Raw genomic sequence first — 23,978 nt, forward strand, 5'->3', positions numbered from 1 at the left:
CTACCCATATTAAGCGAGCGCTGACGTCCCCGCAATCGGCGACTAGCGAGCCGGGCGGGGTTCGAGCAGATAGGCGATCAGGTCGCGCAACTTCTCATCGCCGATGGCGCCGGCCAACCCGACCGGCATGATCGAGGCGCCGCTGGGCCGCATCTCCTCGACCTCAGATCGTGGGATCAGAGCGCTCTTGGCGTCGATGTCGGCCACCCTGATCGAGTCGGCCCCCTCGGCCCTGACGGTACCGACAACCACCCGACCCGCCTTCAGGGCGACGGTATAGGTCGCGTAGTCGGGATGGATCGATGCGCTCGGATCGGCAATCTGCCGGTGGATCCAGGGGGCCCCGCGCGTGCCGATCTCGTCCAGGGCCGGCCCGATCGCCGACCCCTTGCCGCCCACGGCATGGCAGTTGGAGCACTTGGCAATATCGCCATAGAAAACAGCCTCACCCCGGGCCCGGTCGCCCCCCGCGAGCGAGGGCGGGGGCGCCGCCTCAGGGGCCGTCGGCGGGTTCGGCGGCACCCACGAGGGGATCAAGGTCGATCCGTCGATGGGTTGGGCCGCACTCCCCTCCTTCGCGAACGTCACCCGGACGCCGGGCAGCGTGCCGGCCGTCTTGCCCGTGTGCAAGACGAGCCCGAGGTCCAGCGCATCGCCGGTCGCCTCGAGATCCAGGGCTGCCAGGTGCCTGTCGGCGGGCCCGGGCTCCGACTCGGCCTGGTCGGTGCCGTAGGTCAAGGTGAACGGGGCCGAGGCGTCGGCCGCGATCCTGGCCTTCCCCTCGGGCAGGGCCAGGGCCCCCCTCAGCGAAAGCCGGCCGGGCTTCGCCAGCAGGCCGAACATCCGCTCGTGCTCGGCCGATCCGCGGGTCCGGCGTGCCGCCTCGGCGGGGTCGAGCACCGGCCACCAACTCGCAGGGCCGGCCCCTTCTTCCGGGTCGTTGTCCCCCTCGGACCACACGACCTCGACCCCTTCCAGGACATACGCCAGGCGAATTGGCGTCGTGCCCGGCAGGATCAGCGAGTAGTCGGCCGGTCGGGGGTGCGGGTCGGTCACCAGGACCAGGGTGCGGCCGTCGTCGTCGAGCCTCGCCGCGGCCACGCCCAGCGAGCCCTCGCGGCCCTCCTCGCCTCGCACGCGAAACGCGATCCTGGCCCCGACCATCGCCGGAACCGCCCCGACATCCGCGGCCGACTCGAACGCGACGCGCACCTCCATCGGCCCGGACGCCCAGGCCAGGACGGGCCGGGGCCACGAGGCCAGTCGGGGGCCGGCCGCCGCGGCCGACAGCATCGCGATTCCCATCAAAGCGACCGTTCCCACGCATCTCTTCACGTCGCCAACCCTCAAAGAGAACGCCCCGCTTCGTCGCCGGCCCGCGCATGGACCCGGTCGTCGGGCAGGGGAAGCTTGACCGAGATGGCCGCGGTGCCAGTGATCAGGCGAGCCCCCCGCGCGGAGGTCAGCATCTGCCAGGCCCAGTTCCAGAGCACCGCCAGCTTGTTGCGGAAGTTGACCAGGAAGGCGACGTGAATCAGGGCCCAGAGCAGCCAGGCGATCAGGCCGCCGAGGTGAAACCGCCCGATTTCGGCCACCGCGCGCCCCTTGCCGATCGTCGCCATCGATCCCTTGTCCCAGTACGAGAACGGCTTGCGCGGGCGTTCGGTCCCGGCCTTCACCTCGGCGGCGATGATCTCGCCCGCATACCGGCCCATCTGGATCGCCCCCTGGGCAACCCCGGGCACCGGCTTGCCGTCGTTGGCCGAATTGACGGCGGCCAGGTCGCCCACGACGAAGACCCTGGGCGCGCCCGGGACGGTCAGGTCGGGGTTCACCAGGACCCGGCCCGATTGATCCAGGGGAACTCCCAGGGAACGGGCCAGCGGGTTGGCCTGCACCCCGGCCGCCCAGATCACGTTGCGCACGGGCAGGAACTCGTCCCCGACCGTCACCCCACGGGCGTTGATGTCGGTCACCCTGGCGTTCAACCTGACCTCGATGCCAATCTTCTCCAGGTCGCGTTTGGCGCGATCGCCCAGGTCGGCGGCGAAGCCGGGCAGCAGGCGGTCGGCCCCCTGGAACAGGACCACGCGGGTCGTCCCCGTGTCGATGTTGCGGAAGTCCGCCGGGATCGACTGCGCGGCGATCTCCTTGATCGCGCCGGCCAGCTCGACCCCCGTCGGGCCGCCGCCGACGATCGCGAACGTCAGGGCGGCGCGGCGTTCCTCCTCGCTCCCCTCATATTCGGCGCTCTCGAAGGCGAGCAGGATCCGCTTGCGGATCTCGGTGGCGTCTTCGAGCGTCTTCAGGCCGGGGGCGAACTCTTCCCACTGGCGATTGCCGAAGTAAGAATGCGTGGCCCCCGCGGCCAGGATCAGCCAGTCGTATTCGACCTCGGAACCGCCCGCGTCGACCACGCCCCGGGCGGTGTCCACCCCCTCGACGCGGGCCATCACGACTCGGCAGTTGCGCTGACCGCTCAGGATATGCCGGATCGGCGATGCGATGTCGGCCGGCGACAGCGCCGCGGTGGCCACCTGGTACAGCAGGGGCTGGAAGAGGTGGTAGTTGCGCTGATCGAGCAGCACCACGTCGACCGGCTGCCGCGCCAGCGCCTTGGCCGCCGCGATCCCACCGAATCCGCCGCCGACGATGATGACGCGAGGCAAGGGTCCGCTCGTTTTCGCCATCGCCCGGCCGACTCCTCGTGTCACCGACAATTCAAGGCCGCCCATCGTGCCATCCCCGGTCCAGCGTTGCAAATCGGGCGCCCCGTTTGCTGCAAGGACCATGCATGACGCCGACCACCCAGCCCGAGACCGAGCCCGACGAGCCGTTCGACATCGACGAGGTCTTCCGCCGCCTCCGCAAGGCCGTCGCCCCCTACGCCAAGGCGGCGATGTTCGACCTGCGCGACCGGGGCTACGGCACGCCGTTCGAGCAGCTCGTCGGTAGCCTGATCTCGGCCAGGACCCGCGACGAGGTGACCCTGGCCATCTGCCTGAGGCTTTTCGAGGTGGCCAGAACTCCTCGGGCGATGGCCGCGATGGACCACGCCACCCTCGTCGGGCTCCTGACCGGCGCCGGCTTCCCCGAGCCCAAGGCCCGCGACCTGATCGAGTTCTCCCGCAGGATCGTCGAGGACCACGGCGGCGTCGTCCCGGACACCGCCGAGGGGCTGATGGCCTTCCGCGGCGTGGGCCCCAAGATCGCCGCCCTGACGCTCGCCGTCGGCTTCGGCCGGCCCGCCCTGGCCGTCGACATCCACGTCCATCGGGTCACCAATCGCTGGGGCTACGTCGCCACGAAGACGCCCGAGCAGACCGCCGCGGCGCTGCTCGAAATCCTGCCCGAACGCTACTGGATCGAGATCAACGAGCGCCTCGTCCCCTTCGGTAAGCACATCTGCACGGGGACGCTCCCCGCGTGCTCGTCCTGCGTGTTGCGGTCGATGTGCAGGCGGGTCGGCGTGACGCAGTCGCGCTGACGGGCCTCAGTCGCGGTTCCAGCGGCGCACGGGCTCGGCGTCGAACCGGCCGGCGGGGGGGGCGAACTTGATGCCCACCTGCGCCAGCATCTCGGGCTGATGCTTGGCCAGCAGGTACTTCATCACCACCTCGTCGGAGGGGGGCATCCCGGGGTCCTGGAATACGACGCACAGGCGGCTCTCGGCCCGATGCGTCTTGGCGTCCCAGACCTCGATCAGGCCGTGCGGCCGGCGCGGGATCCGGTAGTATTTGCCGTTGCTCAGCACCGTCACCCGGTCGAGCCGGCAGAATTCGTCGAACTCCTTGGCGGTCACCACGTCGCGCACCAGCTCGGCGGCGACCAGCTCGGGGACGCCGGCCTGGTAGGCGCCAGAGTCCAGCTTCATCGGCTCGTCCTCGTGAGTCGGCGCGGGGGTGCTCCTCCCCTCGATGACGCGGAAGATCTCCCACTCCACCAGCCGCGCGTAGCCGGCGCGCAGGGCCGCGCTGGCGATGACGAGCTGCGGGAAGCTGGCCGCGGCGTGGACGACCTCGTGGGCGAAGGCGTTGGCCTCGCGCTGGAGCTTGGTCATCCAGAAACGGGGGGTCTTGGCGCGATCGGCCTCGTCGTACCGGAAGGCACGCGGGCCGACATCGGGGACGACCACGTCGGTCTCGGCGCCGTCCTTGTGCAGGGTGCGCATCACCGAGTCATACGTCTCTTCGCCGCGGAGGAACTTCTCGGCCGCCTGCTGGTGCCCCTGGTTCTTCACCCGGACGATGCGGTAGCTGGGCCTGGCCCGGAAGGTGACCTCGCGCGCCTGGAGGTCGACGGCGCTGCGGGCGTCGACGACGTCGATCTCCCACCTCAGGTAGCCGGTCCGAATCATGGAAGTTGATCCGACATATGGGCGAGCAACGGCTCAGCCCCCCTGAATGGCCGGGACCAGCAAGATTTCCGGGGCGGTGGCGTCGAACGCCTTGATCGGCGAGGTCCGGCCCGGCCCGTCGAGCCGGAAGGCCAGGCGCCCGGGGGTGAAGTGCTCGGCGAACGCGCCGGCGGCCTCGGTGATGGTCTCGGGCCGGGCTGTGTCCCACTCGGCCAGGCAGAGGTCGCCGTGACCGGTCTTCAGCAATCGCAGCTTCGCCATGGTCGGTCGCTCCCTCGCCGGCAATCCGTGGGACGGCCCCGTGACGCGAAGGTCTTGAGGGTCGCTACCCGGTCGTGCATCCGTACCGATTGTATCGGCCAGAGCAAGCGGCGACCAGACTCAACAGTAAGCCGACTTTCACTTGGCGGCGGGGGCCGCCGGCGGGTCGGGCGGGGCGACCCTGAGCTGGTTCAGCCAGAGGTCGGACGTCCGCGCATCCTCGTATCCGGCCAGGTCGACCGTGGCCGTCGTGAAGGCCCCCGACTTCGTCTTGCCGACCACCCGGATGGGCCCCGACCAGGTGTCCGCCCCCTCGCTCTTGAGCGTCAGGTCGACCGACTTGGCGGTCGGCCCCTTGGGGTCCGAGACGACCGCCGCACACGTCACCGTCGCCGGCAGCCCCTCGAAGGAGACCTCGACCGCCTCGCTGAACTCCGCCAGCCGCTGGACGGCGACGGTCACGACCTTCGGCTTGCCGGGGCCGATCGCGAGAGTGTCGTCCTTCAGGGTCAGGCGGACCTCGGGCCGGGGAGGGCCGACGGTCAGCAGGTAGGCGTGGCCCGGGCCGCCGTGGGCGTAGACGTCGCGCACCGCGATCCGGTAGGGGCCGTCGGCCGGCGCGGTGAAGTCGAGCCGGGGGTCGCGCGCGTCGGGGCTCGTCTCGCGCCGGCCCCCCACGTCGTCCGACTCGGCCAGCACGGTCCCCTTGCCGTCGGTCACGCGCAGGCCGCCATCCAGGGGCCTTCCCAGCGACCTCGACTCGACCCGGATGGCCAGCTTCTCCCCTTGCTTGAGCACAACTTCATATGTGTCAACATCGCGGGCCGGGTCGACGTGCCCGCCGACGACCGCCGGGGGCGTCAGCCGCTGCGGGTGCTTCAGGTCGTTGGGCTCGACCTCGAGGACCACGGCGAACCCTGCCGGCGGGATCCGCACCGAGGTCGTGTTGCCCAGCGCCGCGTGAAAGAGTTCGGTCAGATCGTCGGGTCCGTCGGCCGGGGCGGCCAGCCGCCTGGCCTCGTCGGGCAGGTTCCAGCCGATGATGTCGACCTCGGCCGCCGATCCGCGTGCCACGGCCGACGGCGAGGCATGATCGACGTAGCCGGCGGTGGTCAGCGTCAGGCGATAGACGAACCCGGGTCCCCCTTCGAAGCCGATGCGCTGGCCGGGGATGGCAGGGAACGCGAACAGGCGGACGACGTAGCGGCCGTCGGCGGGGGCCTTGAAGACGATCTTCGGGTCGCGGTCGGGGGCGTCGTCCACCTGGGCCAGCACGAACCCGGCGGGCGAGACCACCTGCAAGACCCCGTCCATCGGCGAGCCCAGCCGGCCATTGGCCTCGACCGCCGCGACCAGGGTCTGACCTCGCTTCAGGTCGACCGCGTAGCCGTCCACGTCGTCATTCTTGGACAGGCGTCCGTTGATGACCGCGGCCGGCCCGTCGACCGCCTGCCAGGCCTTCGGCCCGTCGTTGGGCTCGACCTCGCCCAGCTCCGGCAGCGTGCCGACCACGAACGGGCGGAGCGGGCCTGCCCCCTCCACGCCGATCAGCCGGACCCATCGGAGCCCGGGCGCGGCATCGTCGGCGATCTTGAATGAGAGTTCCCCCTTGCCCGCGCGAGGGACGATCTCGATCCCCTTGCCGCTGATCCAGGGCTTCAGGGGCCATGAGGCGAAGGTTCCCTCGGCCTTCACGGCCACGGTCGTGCCGCGCCGGCCGCCCGGCGGGAAGAGCCGGTCGTAGGCGGGCGGACCGGCCCAGGCGGGGGCGGCCAGCACGGTGATGAGGGCGATCGAGCGAATCCAGAGCAACGGGGTGCATCCTCGGGGGAACGGGCATCGAGACGCCCGGGGTCAGCCCATCAGCTCCTTGATCGGCGTCGGGTCGCTGACCAGGTGGACCGGCCGGCCGTTGGGGGCGTGCAGGATCTTGCCGGGGTCGATCCCCAGCTTGGTGTACACCGTCGAGGCGAAATTCTCGGGGGCCAGGATCCGGTCGACCGCCGCGTACCCGCGCACGTCGGTCGCCCCGATCACCTGGCCGCCGGGCGTGCCGCAGCCGGCGAAGACCACCGACATGGCGTTCGACCAGTGGTCGCGTCCGCCGTCCTTGTTGATCTTGGGGGTGCGGCCGAACTCGCCCAGCACGACGACCAGGGTCGAGTCGAGCTGGCCCCGGCGGTCGAGGTCCTCGATCAGGGCGGCCACGGCGTTGTCCACCGGCGGGAGCTTCTTGTCCAGGCCGTCGAAGATGTTGGTGTGATGGTCCCAGCCGCCGTCGTACAGGGTGACGAACGGGACGCCGGCCTCGACCAGCCGCCTGGCCAGCAGGCAGCGCTGGCCCAGGGGGTTGCGGCCGTAGGCGTCGCGCACCGAGGCGGGCTCGGCGTGGATGTCGAACGCGGCCTGGGCCTGCTTCGACGACATCAGGTCGTAGCCTTGCTCGTAGTAGTCATCCAGCGCCACGGCGGGGTCGCCCGCGGACCGGTCGGCGAACCGGCGGAAGCGGTCGACTCGCGACTTCAGGTCGCGCCTGCGGTCGAACCGGTCGACGGCCAGCTCGCGCGGCGGGGCGACGTCGCGGACGCGGAAGTTCTCGCGGGCCGGGTTGTCGGGCACCACGAACGGGGCGTACTTGGCCCCCAGGAAGTTGGGCCCGCCTGATCGGGACATCTGCGGGATCGAGAAGTAAGGGGGCAGGCCGCCGACGGCCCCGCGCTCGCTGGCCACGACGCTCCCCAGGCTGGGGTGGAAGCTGACGAAGGCCCCGCAGCCGACCGGGATACGCGTGGGCGCGCCGGTCATCATGTAGTGGTTGCCCGCGCCGTGGTTCCCCTGGTCGTGGCGGATCGACCGGACCACCGCGAGCTTGTCGGCGATGGCGGCCATCTTCGTCATGTTCTTCGAGAAGAACATCCCCGGCACCTTGGTGGCGATCGGGTCGAAGCTGCCGCGGATCTCCGAGGGGGCCCCCGGCTTGGGGTCGAACGTCTCGTAGTGGCTCGGCCCGCCATCGAGCCAGATCAGGATACAGCTCGTCGGTTTCGCGGCGGCCGATCCGGCCATCGCCGCCTGCCCGCGCAGGCGCAGGGCGTCGATGAAGCCGCCGCCGAGCATGGTGCCCAGCCCCAGGCGGAGTCCGTCTCGGCGCGTCATCGACTCGCAGTTGGTGTGCAGGGCCATGTCGGTCGCTCCCTTCGAGCGTTGGCGTCGAAGCGTCAGTCCTTGAAGACGAATTCGGCCGAGTTGAACAGGGCCCAGAGCAAGTCTTCGGTCGCCAGCCGCCGCGTCGCCGAGCCGTCGAAGGCGGAGCGGCTCTCGCTCACCTCCTCGGGCGTGGGCTTGCGGCTGAGCGTCAGCAGATAGAGTTCTTCGATGATCGCTTCCGGCGTCTTGTCGGTGGCGGCCAGCGCGGCGGCGCGGCCCGCGTCGTCCGAGATCTTGGCGTTCAGGGCCGGCGAGTTCATCAGGTGCAGGGCCTGCACCACCGACGTGTCGGGCGTGCGCTCGCAGGGGGGGTCCTGGTTGGGGTCGGGCCGGCCGAAGGTGTCGAGGAACAGCGAGGGGCTCCGATGCGTCCAGATCGCCGCGGCGCTGGTGCCGGCGGGGGCCGCGTCGAACGACTCGGGGACCTGCGTCACGTCCACGATGGCATCGAGCAGGCTCTCGGCCCGCAACCGCTGGCGGTAGTGCCGCGAGTAGTTCCTGATGTCGCCGATGTTCCGGTCGTTGGGCTCCGACGACAGCCCGTAGACGGCCGAGTTCATGATGGTCCGGATCGTGTGCTTGAGGTCGCACCCGTGCTCGCGGAAGTCCTCGGCCAAGGCGTCCAGCAGCGGCCCGTTGCTCGGCGGGTTGGTGGCACGCAGGTCGTCCACCGGGTCAACAATCCCACGGCCCATCAGGTCGGCCCAGATCCGGTTGACGATCACGCGGCCGAAGTAGGGGTTGTCGCGGGCCGTGACCCAGGCGGCCAGGGCCTCGCGCGGGTCGGCGTCGCCGCCGTCTTCGCTCGCCGACTCGGGAGACTTGCCGAAGAGGGGCTTGGCCTCCAGCGGCTTGCCGGTCAGCGGGTGCTTCACGTCGCCCGTCTTGCCGGCGACGACGATTTCCTCGCCCCCCGAGATCGGCGGCGAGAGGCCGACGCCCTTGCGGCCGACCTTGGCGAAGAAGGCGGCGAACTCGTAGAACTGCTCCTGGCCCCACGACTCGAACGGGTGGTGGTGGCACTTGGCGCATTCCATCCGGATGCCCAGGAAGAGCTGGGTGACCGTGGTGGTCAGCTCCTCGGGCTCGCGACGGTCGCGGAAGACCACCGCCGCGCCGTTGGTGAACGTGCTCCCCTTGGCCGCGACGATCTCGCGGACGAACCGGTCATAAGGCCAGTTGTCGCGGAAGGCCTCGCGGACGAACCCGTCCAGGCTCATGACCGCCTTCATGCCGACCCGGTAGGGGTTGGGCCGCAGCAGGTCGACCCACTTGTTCGCCCAGTGGTCGGCATACTCGGGGCGGTCGAGCAGGGCGTCGACCAGCGTCGCGCGGCGGTCGGGGTCGGTGCTGGCCAGGAACGCTCGGGTCTCGTCGGGCGTCGGCAGCCGGCCGATCACGTCGAGATAGGCCCGCCGCTGGAAGGTGGCGTCGCCGGCCCTGGCCGAGGGGGTCAGTCCGAGCTTCTGCAGCTTCGCCCAGACCAGGCCGTCGATGAAGTTCCGCCTCGGCAATGACTCATACGTCGACGCGGGGACGTCGCCGGGCAGCGGGATCGAGACGTCGCAGGTGGCGAACGACCCGAGATAACGCGCCGTGATGGCGGCCTCGCCGGGCAGGGTGCCGGCCTTGATGGTCCCGCTGTCGTCGACGGCGACGACGGCCGCCTCGTTCGACTGGTAGGCGGCCATCGCGGTGACGTCGGCCGTGGTGCCGTCGGAGTAGTGGGCGGTCACGGCCAGCGGGACGGTGGCGCCGGCTTCCAGGCTCTTCTCGGCGGGGCTGACGGTGATCTTCGCGAGCTTGGGGGCGTCGGCCGGTGCCCTGGGCGTGCCGTCGGCGATCCAGGCCCGCAGCATCTCGAACGGCGGGCTGCCCGGATCGATCTTCCGGCCGCCGCCATGAGGCACGAGCGCGGCGGCCTTCAGCAGCAGCAGGCTCTGGCCGGGCTCGGCGGGGAAGACCCGCCGGCCGCGCCCTTCGCGGGTGATGGCGGCATGGTCCGAGTCGGTGTCAAACCCCAGCAGGGAAAGCGCGAACCCGTTCTGCCCCCGGGCTTTACCGTGGCAGGCCCCCGCGTTGCAGCCGAACCGGGTGAGCACCGGCAGGACGTCCTGCTCGTACGTCACCTTCGGCACGCGGGCCGGGGCGGCGGCGTGTGCCGGGGCGACTGCCACCAGGGCGAGGATACCCCAGGAGATCGCGGTGCAACCGTTGGAAAGCCGCATGGGCGGGGCCTCGACGGAGCGGGGAAGGCGAGGGTGCGGGCGGGCAGGCGGGGGCGGGACAAACCTGATCCTAGTCAATCTTCGGATTGCTTTCAACAAAAGTAGAAGATTCTCCACGAATTCGTTCGCTAGGGCTTGGGGGCACCCTGGGCTGCGGGGGCCTCTGGGGCGGGGGTTTTGACGAGGCCCTTGGCGGCGGCGATGATGTCCTCGACGTCGACCCGCCAGGCGACCTCGGGCTCGTTCAGGGGGATCTGCTCCACGAAGGCGTGGCAGGATTGGCCGCGCTCGAGCGGGCGGTTGGTGACGCTCTCGACCCGGTAGCTGCCGAACCAGGCGGTGACGTTGACGGGCCCGACCACCTTGTCGCCGGCCAGGTGGGTGATGTTCAGCAGCAGCGAGCGGGTCGACTCGTCGTAGAGCTGGCTGACGGAGAGATATTCCTGGATCCGTTCGACCCGGAACGGATACTGGCGCCGGGTGATGGTCTCGCCGCCTGGGGCCTTGGTGATCTCCAGGTGGAGGATGGCCGCCTTGTCGAAGCCCCCCTCCAGGGGGAAGGCCGAGCTCTCAACCCGCCCCGAGGACCCGGCCATGGCGCCGACGAACTTGCGGCCTGCGACCGGGATCTCCTTGCCTCGCGTCAGCTTGAGCACCTGGTCGGTGGCGGCCGAGCTCTCGGGCACCTCCTTGCCGTCCATGGCCAGCCAGGTCCGCACGCGGACGCTCATGTCGAACTCGGCCGTGAGCACAATCTTATATTGCAGATTATTGGTCGGGTGCATGTACCCCTGGCCGGGGTGCTCGCGGAACTGGTCGGCGGAGGCGATCATGCCGCGGAGTGCGACGGCGATCGGCTCCTTGACCGGCTCGAGCGTGGCCCCGACGGTGCCCGTGCCGAAGAACCGGCCGCGGTAGAAGGCCCGCGGCGAGAGGTTGACAATCTCGGCCACGGCGCCGGCCTCGGTGCGAGTGACGGTGTACTCGATCCGGCCCGCCTGCGCGGGGTCGACGGCCGCGGGGACGGCGGCGCGGGCCGATCGGCCGTCGGCCTCGGCCAGGCTCAGCGGCTTCGACGGGTCGAACCGGACGAGCACGGCGGCCTCGCCGCGCGGCACCCGGCCCTCGGCCACCAGGGCGACTTGCAGGGGCTTCGCCGCCCACGAGTCGAGCCGGATGCCGCCGCCCGGCGTGGCGGCCAGCGAGAGCCTGGCCTCCAGCATCGCCTCGGCCTCGCGCCTAACCTCGGCCAGCTCGGCCGGCTCGATGGTCGCGGCCTCCTCGGCGGCCCGCAGCAGCCTTCGGGCGTGCTCGGGGGCGAAGTCGGCCAGAAGGCGCCGGGCGTGCCAGATCGCCTGGGCCTGCCGGAGGGCCTGCCCGAGCGCCTGGGCCGGCCGGTCCCCCAGCGAGGTCGAGTCGGCCGACGGCAACGACCGGGCCGCCCTGTCTTGCGCGGCCAGGGCGTCGAGGGACGACGAGCCGGCCTTGCGCAACGCCTCCAGGCGGGCCCGTCGGAGGCCTCGGAGCAACTCCGAAAGGGCCTCGAAGGCGGGGGTCGGGTCGGAGGCCACCGAGGCGCCCGCGGCATTCCAGCGGGCCTCGACCTCGGCCAGCTCCTGGGCGTCCGCCCCGCCGATCTCCAGCAGGCCCCACTCGACACGCGCCAGGGCCAACGCATACGTCCAGAACGAGGGGTCGACCGGCAGGGCCCCGCCGGACCCGCCGATGCGCTCGGCGATCACCCCGGTGTCCTCACGCTTGCCCCGGGCGGCCAGCTTTTCTCGGATCGACTCGCCGACATAAGTCCCCACGTCGGTCGCCGTCGACGAGGCCGCCGCCGAGGCCACGGCCGCCTCATCGGCCAGCACGCCGGCGATGGGCCTCGACCGGACACGCTTGAGCAGCAGCGACCGCGACTCGGCCGGGACCAGGGGGGTCGCGAGCAGGGAGTCCAGCTCGCGGAAGCCCCCGCCGAGGCCCGACTCGACGGCGCGGGCGAAGTCGTTCTTCAGGGCGTCGAAGGCCCCCTTGACCCGTCCCGAGAGCCGGTCGATCTCGGCCAGCTTGCCTTCGAGGGCCGCCAGGGGAGCGTCGCCGTCGCGGTTCGAGGACGCTGCGGGGACCGGCCCCGCCAGGGCGCGGGCGAGCTCGGCCGCCTGGGCCATCAAGGTGACGAGGTCGCCGTCGAGCGGCCTGCCACGCAGCGAGGCCTGCCTGGCACGCCAGCGGCCGTAATAAGGGAGGGTCGCCTGGAGTTCGTCGAGCAGGTCGACCGCGCGGGCGCACCTGCGAGCCGCGCCCAGGGCACGGCCGCCGCCCAGCCGGGGATTGGCCGCCTCGTCGAGCGCCTGGCCGTAGCGGGCCTGCGCCAGGTCGAGGCGGCTGGCCAGGCGTTCGGAGTCGGGCTCGGATTCGGCGAAGAGGGCGTCCTGAACCCGCCTCCGCAAGGCATCGCCTTCATCGACATAGGGGGCGATCCAGCGGGCAATCCTGATGTCGGCCGAGGCGGCCTCCTCGGCAAGCCGCCTCAGGCGCTGGAGCCTGGACAGGAGCTCGAACCGGCCGCCGCGGAAGGGGTCGGGCACGCCCGACTGCCGGGCGAAGACTCCGGCCCAGAGCAGGGCCTGCCCCTCGACATAGTCGGGCCTGTCGACCCCCACCGAGTCGGCCGCCAGGGCCCCCGCCATGGCCGAGGCCAGGTCGTTCGTGCCGGCCTCGGGCTTGGCGTCCTGCGCCGGGGGCGGTGTCGGTGCGGGTGCCGGGGCGACCTTCTCGGCGGCGACTTCGGCCTTGGCGGGGGCGTCTTCCTTGCCGGCGGCGGGCTTGGGGGACGGCTTGGCGGCGGGTGCGTCGGCCTTCGAAGGCTCGCGGGGCTTGGCTTTGGGCTCGGCGGGAGCTTTGGTCGCAAAGTCCTCGGCGGGGGCTCCCGCGGGGGCGGGGGGAAGCTCGGCCTCGGCGGGGGTCATGTCCAGGCGCTGGTCGCCGGCCAGGGCTTTCATCAGGTCATCCAGGCGCGTCAGTCCGTTGACGAACTCGCGGCGGCCGTCGGCGATGGAACTCTGGAGCAGCTCGCGGCGGAGCAGGGCCAGCGACCAGGGGTCCTTGACGGGCGGGCCGTTCAGGCCTTGTTCCAGGCGGCGGCGCTGGGCCTCGGGCTCGGTGGTCAGCAGCGCCAGGGCGTCGTCGTGCCGGCCGGCGCGGTCGAGGCGCTCGATGTGCATCAGCGTCTCTTCATATTGCCGCCAGAGCGAAGGCGACCAGCGATAGGGCCGGCGCAGGGCCAGGCGGTCGTGGGCGGCCCAGGCCGCGGCATGCTGCGAGGCGAAGCGGGCGCGCGGGTCTTCTTCGCCTTCCTTGGGCGCCTCGGCGACCGGCTGGGGCGATGCCGACGCCGGCCTGCGCGTGGCACGCAGGGGGAAGTTCAGGTCGGCCCTGGCCACGACGAGGGTGGGGGTCTGGACGGCCCGGCGGTTGGTCTCGACCCAGGCCTCGACGTTGGCCCTGACGTAGCTGGCCAGGCCTCGCACCGTCAGCCGGCGGGGGTTGTCCGGGTCCCAGGCCCCTTGGGCCTCGCCGGCAAGGCCCCTGGCGACGAAGTGGGCGAAGACCGAGGCCCCGCCGGCCTCGGTCGACCAGCTCGACTGGCCCGGCCCGGATGAGCAGAGCACCGCCAGCCTGGGCAGCTCGCGGCGGGCGACGGCCTGCTTCAGGCGGGCGGCGAAGGTGTTGCCGTAGACCCCCAGGTCGCGGTCGCTGTCGACCTGCCCGGCGTCCAGGATGAGCAGGGCGTCCCTGCCAGGATGGGCGGCGAAGACGTCGATGAGGCGCTCGGCGGTGACCCTCGTCGCGGTCGAGGGCGCCGTGGCGTCCAGGCCCGGGGCATCCGGCGGCAGCAGGATCGCCTTGCCCTCGACCCCCGCCCCTGCGGCCGAGAGATAGACCACCACAGGGCCGCTTCCCTTGGTGTCGAGCAGGGCCGCGATGGGCGCGAGCACGTCGCCGTCGGTGCGCTCGGAGCGGTCGACGGTCGCGGGCCGCAGCCCCTTGACCAGCCGGAGGTCGGCCGCCTGGAACCCGACGATCGGCCCGCCGACGGACCTCTGGGCGACGTACCAGCCGGCGATGCCCCCGCGCGGCCTGGAGGCGGCCAGCCAGAGCAAGATCCAGGCCAGGAGCACCGCGGCGGTCACCAGGGCGGTGGCCACCAGGATGAGGGCCGAGAGCTGAGGCCTGGACATCCGCCCCAGGCCCAGGGCACCGGCCAGCGCCGGCGGCCTACGCCGCGCGGGCCTCGAAATCGTCTCCGGCATGGCCTGGCTCGCGGGGTTGGCGGGAGGGGCAGGGGAGGCCGACATGGCCTGATCCGGCATATTACCACGAAGGAGATACGCCCGCGGCGTCAAATGCGGACACTCGCGGCCGGCGTCGGGCCGGTCAAAATGGGCCAGATCGGGACATGCCCCTTCAGGTCGGGCGGCCGATGATCTATGCTCGCTGCGCCGAGGGGTCGCGACCCGGGGCTGGGTCGCGCGGGGGCAGGGCGGGCTGCGATGGCACACCGGGCGGTCTACTGGCACGAGGGAATGTTCCTCCAGCCCCACCACATGCAGGCGGCCGACCGCCATGCGCACGAGGCGCTGGTCACCTCGGAAGAGTGGTCCGGGCCGTTCGCCTGGGGCGTCCGCCGGTTCGAGCTCGACCGCGAGGCCGTGGGCAACTCCACCGCGCTGCTGCGCGGCTGCGAGGCCCGACTCAAGGACGGCACCAAGGTCTCGATCCCCGAGGACTGCGACGTCGCGCCCGTCGAGCTGAGGTCGGCGCTGGCCGCCTCGGGCTCGGTCACGCTCTACCTGGCCGTCCCCGCCTTCAGGCCGGGCCGGGCCAATGCCCAGCCCGCCCCCACCGCCGACGGGCCTCGGTATTGGGTCGAGGAGCTGGACGTCGCCGACGAGAATTCGGGCGGGGCCGAGCAGCCCATCCAGGTGCGTCGCGTCCGCGCCCGCTTGCTCCTGTCGGGCCAGGACCAGACCGGCTACGAGGTGCTGCCGCTGGCCCGGATCACCCGGTCGGCGCAGGTCGAGGCGCCCCCGGAGGTCGACCCGTCGTATGCACCCCCCTTGCTGCGTCTGGACGCCTGGCCGCCCCTCTGGAACGCGGTGCAGTCGCTCTATCATCAGGTGGGGGCGAAGGTCGACCAGCTCGCCTCGCAGGTCGTCGACCGCGGGATCTCGCTGGACAGCCAGGTGCCGGGCGACGCCGAGCGGGTGCTGAAGCTCTCGGCCCTGAACGCGGCCCTGACGGCACTGGAGGCGATCGCCTTCCTGCGCGGGCTGCCGCCGCTGACGGTCTTCCGCGAGCTCTGCCGGACGGTCGGCCAGCTCGCCATCTTCACCGAGGCCCGGCGGCCCCCGGCGCTCCCCAAGTACGATCATGAAGACCTCGGCGGTTGTTTCTATGGTGTCATCAAGCTGATTCAATTGGGACTCGACTCGATCGCCCCGGCCGCCTTCGAGAAGCGCTACTTCGAGCGTGCCGGCGAGCGGCTCCAGGTGGCGCTCGAGCCCGCTTGGCTGGCGGGCTCGCGGACGCTCTACCTCGGCGTGGAGACCGAACTGGGCGACCAGGAGTGCGAGGGGCTGCTGCGGTCGATGGACATGAAGCTGGGCAGCTCGGCACGCGTCGAGCAGATCTTCAAGCAGGCGCTGCGGGGCCTGAAGCTGGTGCCGGTCGCCCGGCCGCCCAGGCAGCTCCCGGCGGGGTCGGGCATCGTGTATTACCAGGTGGAGCGCGACGCGGTCTTCTGGAAGGACGTGGTCGACACGGCCTCGATGGCCCTGCGGATGAACATGGCCAGGGCCGCGTTCCAGGGGGACCGGATGCTCGCGGTCGCGACCCCCGGCGGGGGCAAGGCGGCCAACCTCCAGTTCGCCCTGTTCGTGATCAATCAATCGTCATGACAGAACCTTTCGCAAGTGTCGTCGGCCCCCTCTTCCAGCACGTCGTGGACCTGCTCGGCCGCATCGACCGGGGCGAGGCCGGCTCGCTCGACGACGAGCGCCGGGGGATCGTCGCCGCCGTCGAGGAGGCCGACCGACGGGCCGCGGGGCTGGCGCAAGTCGCACAAGGTTATCAATTTTCCAGACATGCCATCATCTACTGGATTGACGAGGTCCTGACCGACTCGCGCTGGGCCCACGCCGGCGAGTGGCGTCAGCGCATCCTGGAGTGGGACTTCTACCGCGACCGGATCAGGGCCGACGCCTTCTATGAGCGGCTGGACCGCGCCGAGCGGCTCGACTCGGTCGACCCCCTGGAAGTCTTCCTGCTCTGCCTGACGCTGGGCTTCCGCGGCAGGCTGGCCGACGACCCCGACGAGCTGCGTCGGGTGGTGGGCCGGGTCTACGGGCGGGTCGCCGCGGGGTCGACGCAGGCCGATCGGTTCCTCGCCGACGAGGCCCCCCGGGGCAAGCCGATCCGGCCCCTGCCGGGCAAGTCGACGCTGCTGGCCGCGTGCATCCTGGTCTCGCTGTCGGTGCTGTTCACCCTGGCCTGCTTCGTGCTGGCCGTGCCTCCCCCGCTCTGGGACTGACCCGAGGAGAGGCATCCTTCCGCCTCGACGTAATCCATGAATCTCTTCCAGACCTATCTGACCAGCACGGCGCTCGGCATCATCACGGCGCTGGGGCTCGGCACGGCGTTGGCGTTCGCCTGGTTCCGCGGCCGGCTCACCTGGCGCCTGGTCGTAGGCCTGGTGGCGGTCTCGCTGGCCATCCTCTTCCTGGTCGTCCTGCCCCGCGTCTTCCCGGACGCCACGGCGTCGCTGGGTGACCTGCCCGAGCTGTTCCGGGGCTGGTTCTGGGCCTGGCTGCTGGCATTCGCGCTCGGGGTCCTGTTCTCGGTCACGTTCCTCGTCCGCGTGATCCTCGCCTCCAGGCCGTCCGGCGTCGCCGAGCCCGACGAGTCGCGGGTTGACGGCCGTTACCCCGAGATCGACGCCGCCTGGGACGAGATCCTGCTGCGGCTGGCCCAGGCCCGGATCGAGCTCGCGGATCAGCATGTCTACCTCGTCCTGTCGCCCGACGAGGACGCGATGTCGTCGCTCGTGGAATCGGCCGGCCTCCAGGTCTTCGCCAGGGCCCCGGAAGGCCCCGCACCGCTCCACGCCTATGCGGTGGCCGATGGGGTGCTGATCAGCGTCTCGGGGGCGTCCGCCTTCGGGATGCGGGATTCGGCGGGGGCCCAGCGGCTGGAAGATGTCTGCCACAAGCTGCGGGCGCTCGACCCGGATCGGCCGGCGTTGCTCGGGGTGGTGGTGCTGGTGCCGCTGGGCTGGGCCGGGCAGCCCGACTCGGTGAAGTGGGCGGCGTCGGTGCGCGACGACCTGCGCGCCATCGAGCGCTCCACGCTCGTCTCGTGCCCGGTCTTCGCCCTGTTCGGCGAGATGGAGAGCGCCCCCGGCTTCGCCGAGTTTTTGGCCCGGATGTCGCCCGCGTCGCGCCAGGGGCGATGCGGCTTCGCGGTCCCCCCGTCGCGCGAGTTCGACGGCGACCTGGCCCGCGACGGCCTGGCCTGGATGGCCGGCTGGTTCGACGGCTGGGCCCTCAGCCTGATGGCCGACGACCCGATGAACTCCCTGGGCAACGGCGAGCTGCTGACCCTGGGCAATGAGTTCCGCCGCTACCGCAAGCGGCTGCGTTCGATCCTGGAGTCGGCCTTCTCGACGATGAGGCCCGTCGACCCGGTCCAGTTCCGCGGCTGCTACTTCGCCGCCACCGGCCACAACCCCAGCAGCCAGGCGTTCGCCGCCGGCCTCTTCAGGGGCCCGACGGCCAGGGTGATCCGCGAGCACGTCGCGGCCCGCTGGACCACGCAGGCCGTCGAGGACGACCGCCGCTACCGCCGCCTGGCCCTGGTCGTGGCCGGCGTCGGCCTGGCCCTGCTCATCCCCGCCTGGTTCTACATCCTGGCCGAGGCCGAGTGGCTCAGGCCCCTCTGGTACGCCGCGCTGGCCGCCCTGGTGGTCGCCTGGATCTACGCAGGATACCGGATCTTCGCGGGAAGACACACTCACGCCTAGATCCGTCGGCCCGGTTCGCATGGCGTCTGCATTCCGGCATCTGTGGTCGCTTGGCGGAACGATCATGCTCAATTTCTCCCCGCCTCCCAGACAACTCGACGGTGCGGATGTGATTGATTGGGCAGTAAGCCGTCGGGGGCTCTTCCACACCATCCCCCATGGGGCGGACCCCGGTGCGTCGGGCGTGATTTGCGTCGCTGCGATGGCGATCTGCCGCTATTCCGAGGGGGCTGTGTTCTACCTGTTCAAATGCGACCGGGACTGGGAAGTGGTCTTCGACTGGGACGCCGAAAGCGTGGAAGAAGCTAAGGAGATTGCTTCGATGCATGCGAAAGCGGAAACGGTCGAGTGGCAACCAATCGACAAACTTCCTCCGTCAAAATGAGCGTGGCGGACCATGAGATCCGTTGGCCCGGTTCACGGGCTGGACGACGCCGAGGCCGGAATGCCCCCACCCCGCCCCTGGTTGGGCCGAGGTCTTTTGCCCCGAATTGTCAAAGAACCGGCCAATTTTCGGGCGTCGCGACCGATGGGGCATCCAACGATCAGCAGGCGATGAGTTGCGCGTGGGCGGCGTGGCGGCGGCTGCGGGCGCGGCGTGAATGGGCATCGCGGCGCGGGGCCGGGCTTGCTCCGAGGGGCGGGATGGCGGCTTCGGGCGTGGCGAAGGTGACCTCGGCGGGCATCGCACCCATCAAAAGCTTGGCGAAGTGGCCGTGCACCGGCTGGGCGGCGGGCCCGGGATGGGTTCGTTCTGCGCCGACGGGTTGGGGTCGTTCTGCGAATTCGGGGGGCATCATGTCGGCGTAGGAGAGGCGGCTGCGGCGGGCGTTCTCGCAGTGCCTGATTTGCTCCTCGGTGGCGGGCGACGCGGGGCCGTACGAGGCCGGGCCGTCGTGGTCCCATCGGGAGGATCGCGCGGGATCGGCCGGCCGGGATCGGCCCCGTTGCATCAGGTCGAGCGCCCATTTCATGCGCCTGAAGCTGGCCGTCTCGTACCGACGCAGCAGGACCAGGGTGCGATCGTCGCCCGTCGTCAGGCCCATGATCGCCGCCTCGCGCCCGTCTTCCTCGAGGTCGTCCAGGCTCGACTCCTTGCGCCCGAGCAGCCGTTCAAGCTGGTCGTCGACGAGTTCCTGGCGATGGTCGAGCGGGGTCATCCCCTCGGGCGCATCCAGCGGCGTGTGCAGGTCGCGCAAGGTGCCTTCGACGCCGAGCAGGTCGAGCGCCAGCGCCTCCTGCTCGTCGGTCCATGCTCCCGACTTGTCCAGCGCATGGCCCAGGGCGCGCCAGCGGTCGATCATCCAGTCGCAGCCCGGGGCGGTGATGCTCAGGCGGGCGGCGATCTCCTCGGGCCGGCGAGGCAGCGTGCGGGCGACCCTGGCGATCTCGGCCTTGCGCTCGTCGGCCCAGCAATTGGTGGCGCGTCGGGCCCGGGCGTCGCGGGCGAGACGTTCCTCGAGGCGGCAGCGCTCGATGCGCAGCGATTCGACGGCGATGGTCTCGACCAGTCCGATCTCGAACGCGTTCATGGGCCGCAGCGACGAGTTCCACTGCTCGGCGCGCTCGCGAACGGCCTGGGCCTGGTCCTGCGGCACGACGACGCCGGCGCCCGAGAGCCCGTGAATCAGGCTGTTACGGCGGGATTTTTCCTTCCCTTCAACCGTCTTCGGCCCGGTGCTGCGCATGGCGTTGCGGCGGTTGGCGTCGATTCGTTTCTGGCTGACTTCGATGGGTCCCATGGGGCTGCGTCGCTTCCCTTGGTGCGTGGTCAGTGGATGCCGCCGGCGTCGGCGAGGGGGGTTACCTGCCGCGCGACGTCGCGCGGAAGGGGTCCCTATTGGAAATAGTCAGAAAAATGGCCCGTCTCCTCCCTACTTTCTTGGAAATTCGAAGGATTATTTCTCCGGGGCCGGGTCAGGGCGATGTCCCATCAGCGAATGACGTGGACACTCACTGTCCGCAGGGGGGCGTGAATTTGTCCCATTCGGGTCGCGGCAAGCGGGATCGATTGGCCGATTTCGGGGCCTGGATCGGGGAAATGGCGGTGCAGGGGACCGGGCGCCGAAAGTGCTCAGAGGCCGGGATGAGCGATTCTGCATCTTCGACATCCCCGCTTGGTGACGCATGACGAACCCCCGGCGACGACGCCCCTCACGGATGGCCTTCACGCTGATCGAGCTGCTGGTGGTGATCTCGATCATCGCCGTATTAATCGCCCTGCTGCTGCCGGCCGTGCAGGCGGCGCGCGAGGCGGCCAGGCGCATCCAGTGCACCAACAACCTGAAGCAGCTCGGGCTCGCGTTGCACAACTACGAGAGCGGCGTGGGGGCGCTCCCCCCCTCGTTCATCATCTCGGTGCTGGTCGACGGCACGAAGAAGCTGAGCGCCTGGAGCGTGCACGGGCGGATCTTGCCGTACATGGAGCAGTCGGCGATGTCCAACGCCATCAACTTCAACTACAACTATGAAGACCCGGGCAACACGACGGTCTCCAACACCAACGTCGCGGCCTTCCTCTGCCCCAGCGAGCTTCACCCCGAGCCCAAGGCCAGCGCCTACGGCCCGCAGGGGGTTTCCAGCTACGGGTTCGCCATGGGCGACTGGTTCGTCTGGGGCGGCCTGGCGGGCCCCTACAATCGGTCGGCCTTCGGCCCCAACCGCAGCGTCACATTCGCCAACATCACCGACGGCCTGAGCCAGACCCTGATGGCGGGCGAGGTGAAGACGTACACCATGCGCATGAACAACTGCGCACTCTCGCTCATCAACAATCCGGCGAACGTGCCGATGCCCGACGCCTCGCCCGAGGCCGTGGCGCCCGAGTACGTCGGCCCCTGCGCCATCAAGAACGATGCCCACACCGTCTGGGCCGACGGCGGCGTGCTGGAGTCGGGCGTCACCACCGCATGGACCCCCAACCGCCCGACGATGGGGGGCCCCGCGCGGCTGGTCGACATCGACATCGTGGGCTCCAGCGAGAAGACCCTGAAGCCGGTCTTCGCCGCCGTCAACTCGCGCAGCTACCACCCGGGTGGCGTCAACGCCCTGATCGCCGACGGCAGCGTCCGTTTCCTCAAGAGCACGATCAACGGCGCCACCTGGCGCGGCCTGGGGACGATCGCCGGAGGCGAGATCCTGTCGGCCGACTCGTACTGACCCCCTCGAATTGGACAAGGAAATGCAACCATGATGATTCTCGCATTCCTGGCGCTGGCCGCCGCCGATCCCGCCGGGTTCGAGCTGGCCGGCCACAAGGCGTCGGTGACGGCCGTCGCGGTCTCGCCCGACGGCCGGTCGGTCGTCTCGGGCGACGAGGATGGCGCCCTGCGGGGCTGGGACGTGGCGGGGCGGAGCGAAACCTGGAAGGCCGACGGCCACGCCACCCGCGTCTACGCCGTCGCCTTCAGCCCCGACGGATCGAAGTTCGCCACCGCAGGCGGCGACAAGCTGGTGCGGCTCTGGAGCCCCGCGGGCAAGCCGATCGGCACCCTGAGCGGCCACGACCAGAGGGTCTACTCGCTGGCGTTCTCCGGCGACGGCAAGACGATCGTCTCGGGCAGCAAGGACGCGACCATCCGGCTCTGGGACGTCGACTCGATGTCCCCTCGCGCCACGCTCTCGGACCACAAGGAGGGCATCAGCGGCCTGGCGCTCTCGGCGGACGGCAAGGTCCTCGCGTCGTCCGACCGGGTTGGCCTGGTCAAGCTCTGGAGCCTGCCCGAGGGCCGCGTGACCGCCACCCTCGACTCCGCCTCGGGCAAGGCCTATGCACTGGCCCTTACCCCCGACGGCCGGACCCTGGCCATCGTGGGCAAGGATGGCTCGGCCTCGCTCTGGGACGCCGCCAAAGGATCAAAGCGTCTCGATTTACCGGGCCACGTCGACCGGGTCATCACCGTCCGCTTCTCCGGTGACGGCAAGACCCTGGCCACCGCCGGCGACGACAAGCTCGTCCGCCTCTGGGACACCGCCACCGGTCGCCCCCTCGCCGCGCTCCCCGCCGGCACCGACCGAATTCCCGGCGTCGCCTTCGCCGCCAACGCCCCCATCCTGGCCGCCGCCTGCGGCGACAGGTTCGTCCGCGTCTGGACGCTCGACGCCTCGCCGCGCTGACGGGGGACCTTGCCCTGCGGGTTTTGCCATTGGCGAAAACGGCATAACTGGTAGAGTACCCCGCGCGACCATCCTGCACGGATCCAGGAGCTGCCAGGCATGACGCCGATGAATACTCGCCTGAGAATCTGGCCAATCGCGATCTTCCCGGCTGCCGCCCTGATCGTCATGGTCGCCCGCGCCTCGGGGACCATGGGCGGCGAGTCGGACGTCGGGCCCGCGGAGGAGGCGTCGGCCAGATTCCTGCCCGGTCAACGCCCGCCGAGCCTGAGGCAGCCGGTCGCCGTGCCCCCCGAGAGCCTGGGCGACGTCGATCATCTGGTCGAGTATCGGGTCCGGTTCATCAAGCTCGGGCAGGGGCCCGTACCTGCGTTCATGGACGGGCGGAGCGCGACGGCGCGGAGCCTTGATGGGGAGTTGTACCAGGTCTCCCCGGAGAGCGACGTGAATGAGCCGAAGGTGACTCCGGGGCCGGCTCGCAGGACGATTCACGCCTGGGTTGTCGGGCCACAAGATGCCGACGAGGCGTTGCAGATCGGTCGAAGCGGGGCGGGCCACCTGATCGAGCTGCCGCTGGTGAGGACGACGCAGGAGGCGCGGACCGCGTACCTCCAGAACGGGCGCGGGACGGCACGGTCGTGGCCCGTGGAGGGCCCGAAGACACGCCCGGCCGCGCACCCGGGCGAGAACGTGGCCTTCTACGGAATGCCGGGGACGCGTCTCGAGCTGGCCACGCGCTGGACGGAGGCCGGGACGAGGGTCACCTTCTGGCTCAACGACTTGACCTCGAAGCCCGCGCGAGTCAGCGTCTTCAACCGTCTCACTTCCGACACGCCGGACCGCAACGGCGAGTTCGAGATCCTCGACCAGGCGGCGGGCAAGGCCGCGTGCGACCTGGCCGAAGGGTCGAGCCTGGTGCTGGGCTACGGAACCGGCAGCCCCGAGAGCCCCCGGAGGCTGATCGTGGTGACCCCGACACGGGCGCAACGCGACCCATCGGAGCCCGCGCCGGTGCTGATGCATTATCCCAGGCCGGCGCTGACGATGCGGCCCGGGATGGTGGTGCCGGATTGAGGGACGCGGGGCTTTTGCGAGGCCCCGGCATCAGCCGAGGATCCGGTCGATCTGCCTGTGGCCGTGCATGACGCGGACGATTTCGAGGCGATCCTCGGTCGGGCGATAGAACACGAGGTGCTTCGGGAAACCGTCGATTTTCCAGACCCGGAGCCCGGCCAGGTCTTCGGCTCTTGAGGGGTAGCGTTCCCCGATGTTGGGGTTTTTCGCCAGGAAGTCGAACGTCTTGCGTGCCGCCTCCGCGAACGTGATGACGAGATCGATCCCTCCACGCTCACCCAGGTATCGTTCCTGGTCTTCCAGATCGGCGGCCGCCTCCGGCAGGATCGTCGGGCGATCGATCACTTCGGGACCACCTTCGAATACGTCTCGATGATCTTCCGACGCTTCTCCTCCCAGAATCGGTCGTCGAGCGGGATTGGCTCTCCCGAGTTGAGGCCTTTTCGGAGTTCATCGTCGAGACGATCGATCGCGTGACGATCCTGATCGGCGAGGATCAGGGAGAGGAAATATTCATCCATATCTTGATACTCGCCGGCCGCGATGCGTGACTGGACGTAGGACTTGACCTCTTCGGGCAGGTTGACGTAGATCGCGTCCATTGGTTTGATCTCCTGCTGAATCTCGGCGAATCGTCCCCGAACGGTCGCCCATCCCG

General features: G+C 70.5%; 19 protein-coding genes. 8 read left to right on the forward strand and 11 right to left on the reverse strand.

Going from position 1 to position 23,978, the window contains the following annotated elements; translation table 11 throughout:
- Positions 1-42: 42 nt before the first annotated feature.
- Positions 43-1,305 carry a heme-binding domain-containing protein gene (locus EP7_RS12155; protein WP_463528116.1) on the reverse strand — a complete coding sequence of 421 codons (1,263 nt, stop codon included), beginning with the start codon at positions 1,303-1,305 and terminating at the stop codon, positions 43-45.
- A 41-nt stretch (positions 1,306-1,346) separates the two neighbouring features.
- Positions 1,347-2,690: an NAD(P)/FAD-dependent oxidoreductase gene (locus EP7_RS12160; protein WP_463528117.1), complete on the reverse strand. Its 1,344-nt coding sequence runs from the start codon at positions 2,688-2,690 to the stop codon at positions 1,347-1,349.
- 104 nt (positions 2,691-2,794) lie between these two features.
- Here EP7_RS12160 and EP7_RS12165 point away from each other — a divergent pair, with 104 nt between their 5' ends.
- Entirely contained in the window at positions 2,795-3,487 is a 693-nt protein-coding gene (locus EP7_RS12165; RefSeq protein ID WP_463528118.1) for an endonuclease III domain-containing protein, read from the forward strand.
- A gap of 6 nt (positions 3,488-3,493) precedes the next feature.
- Here the strand turns inward: EP7_RS12165 and EP7_RS12170 are convergent, their stop codons facing one another.
- The 6 genes from EP7_RS12170 to EP7_RS12195 form a co-directional block, all read right to left on the reverse strand.
- Positions 3,494-4,357 (reverse strand): hypothetical protein, encoded by an 864-nt coding sequence (locus EP7_RS12170; protein ID WP_463528119.1) that lies wholly within the window; start codon positions 4,355-4,357, stop codon positions 3,494-3,496.
- Between the two features lie 33 nt (positions 4,358-4,390).
- Positions 4,391-4,618 carry a hypothetical protein gene (locus tag EP7_RS12175; RefSeq protein ID WP_463528120.1) on the reverse strand — a complete coding sequence of 76 codons (228 nt, stop codon included), beginning with the start codon at positions 4,616-4,618 and terminating at the stop codon, positions 4,391-4,393.
- A gap of 138 nt (positions 4,619-4,756) precedes the next feature.
- Positions 4,757-6,430 carry a PPC domain-containing protein gene (locus EP7_RS12180; protein ID WP_463528121.1) on the reverse strand — a complete coding sequence of 558 codons (1,674 nt, stop codon included), beginning with the start codon at positions 6,428-6,430 and terminating at the stop codon, positions 4,757-4,759.
- Positions 6,431-6,472: 42 nt separating this feature from the next.
- The gene (locus EP7_RS12185) at positions 6,473-7,801 is read right to left on the reverse strand and encodes a DUF1501 domain-containing protein (RefSeq protein WP_463528122.1); all 1,329 of its coding nucleotides are present in this window, start codon (positions 7,799-7,801) and stop codon (positions 6,473-6,475) included.
- 35 nt (positions 7,802-7,836) lie between these two features.
- Positions 7,837-10,053 carry a DUF1549 domain-containing protein gene (locus EP7_RS12190; protein WP_463528123.1) on the reverse strand — a complete coding sequence of 739 codons (2,217 nt, stop codon included), beginning with the start codon at positions 10,051-10,053 and terminating at the stop codon, positions 7,837-7,839.
- A 128-nt stretch (positions 10,054-10,181) separates the two neighbouring features.
- Positions 10,182-14,363 (reverse strand): hypothetical protein, encoded by a 4,182-nt coding sequence (locus EP7_RS12195; RefSeq protein WP_463528124.1) that lies wholly within the window; start codon positions 14,361-14,363, stop codon positions 10,182-10,184.
- Positions 14,364-14,603: 240 nt separating this feature from the next.
- Here EP7_RS12195 and tssK point away from each other — a divergent pair, with 240 nt between their 5' ends.
- The 4 genes from tssK to EP7_RS12215 are packed head-to-tail and all read left to right on the forward strand — an operon-like array spanning position 14,604 to position 18,515.
- The gene (gene tssK / locus EP7_RS12200; RefSeq protein WP_463528125.1) at positions 14,604-16,010 is read left to right on the forward strand and encodes a type VI secretion system baseplate subunit TssK; all 1,407 of its coding nucleotides are present in this window, start codon (positions 14,604-14,606) and stop codon (positions 16,008-16,010) included.
- Positions 16,007-16,642: a DotU family type IV/VI secretion system protein gene (locus tag EP7_RS12205; RefSeq protein WP_463528126.1), complete on the forward strand. Its 636-nt coding sequence runs from the start codon at positions 16,007-16,009 to the stop codon at positions 16,640-16,642. Before tssK ends, EP7_RS12205 begins: the two co-directional genes overlap by 4 nt.
- 36 nt (positions 16,643-16,678) lie before the next feature.
- On the forward strand, positions 16,679-18,130 hold the full coding sequence (locus tag EP7_RS12210; protein ID WP_463528127.1) for a type VI secretion protein IcmF/TssM N-terminal domain-containing protein: 1,452 nt from the start codon (positions 16,679-16,681) through the stop codon (positions 18,128-18,130).
- 19 nt (positions 18,131-18,149) lie between these two features.
- Entirely contained in the window at positions 18,150-18,515 is a 366-nt protein-coding gene (locus tag EP7_RS12215; protein ID WP_463528128.1) for a hypothetical protein, read from the forward strand.
- A 160-nt stretch (positions 18,516-18,675) separates the two neighbouring features.
- On the opposite strand, the gene EP7_RS12220 is transcribed toward EP7_RS12215, so the two are convergent.
- Positions 18,676-19,872, reverse strand: coding sequence for a hypothetical protein (locus EP7_RS12220; protein ID WP_463528129.1), 1,197 nt, complete (start codon positions 19,870-19,872; stop codon positions 18,676-18,678).
- A 418-nt stretch (positions 19,873-20,290) separates the two neighbouring features.
- Here EP7_RS12220 and EP7_RS12225 point away from each other — a divergent pair, with 418 nt between their 5' ends.
- The 3 genes from EP7_RS12225 to EP7_RS12235 all read left to right on the forward strand — a co-directional run bounded on the left by EP7_RS12225 (position 20,291) and on the right by EP7_RS12235 (position 23,320).
- The gene (locus EP7_RS12225; protein WP_463528130.1) at positions 20,291-21,289 is read left to right on the forward strand and encodes a DUF1559 family PulG-like putative transporter; all 999 of its coding nucleotides are present in this window, start codon (positions 20,291-20,293) and stop codon (positions 21,287-21,289) included.
- 30 nt (positions 21,290-21,319) lie between these two features.
- Entirely contained in the window at positions 21,320-22,246 is a 927-nt protein-coding gene (locus EP7_RS12230; RefSeq protein WP_463528131.1) for a WD40 repeat domain-containing protein, read from the forward strand.
- A 99-nt stretch (positions 22,247-22,345) separates the two neighbouring features.
- Positions 22,346-23,320, forward strand: a complete 975-nt coding sequence (locus EP7_RS12235; RefSeq protein WP_463528132.1) for a hypothetical protein — start codon at positions 22,346-22,348, stop codon at positions 23,318-23,320.
- Between the two features lie 30 nt (positions 23,321-23,350).
- Here the strand turns inward: EP7_RS12235 and EP7_RS12240 are convergent, their stop codons facing one another.
- Complete coding sequence (locus tag EP7_RS12240; RefSeq protein WP_463528133.1) at positions 23,351-23,665, reverse strand: type II toxin-antitoxin system RelE/ParE family toxin; 315 nt, start codon at positions 23,663-23,665, stop codon at positions 23,351-23,353.
- Positions 23,662-23,922 carry a ribbon-helix-helix domain-containing protein gene (locus EP7_RS12245; protein ID WP_463528134.1) on the reverse strand — a complete coding sequence of 87 codons (261 nt, stop codon included), beginning with the start codon at positions 23,920-23,922 and terminating at the stop codon, positions 23,662-23,664. Before EP7_RS12245 ends, EP7_RS12240 begins: the two co-directional genes overlap by 4 nt.
- Between the last annotated feature and the right edge of the window lie 56 nt (positions 23,923-23,978).

Source organism: Isosphaeraceae bacterium EP7 (genome assembly GCA_038400315.1).
GTDB lineage: Bacteria > Planctomycetota > Planctomycetia > Isosphaerales > Isosphaeraceae > EP7.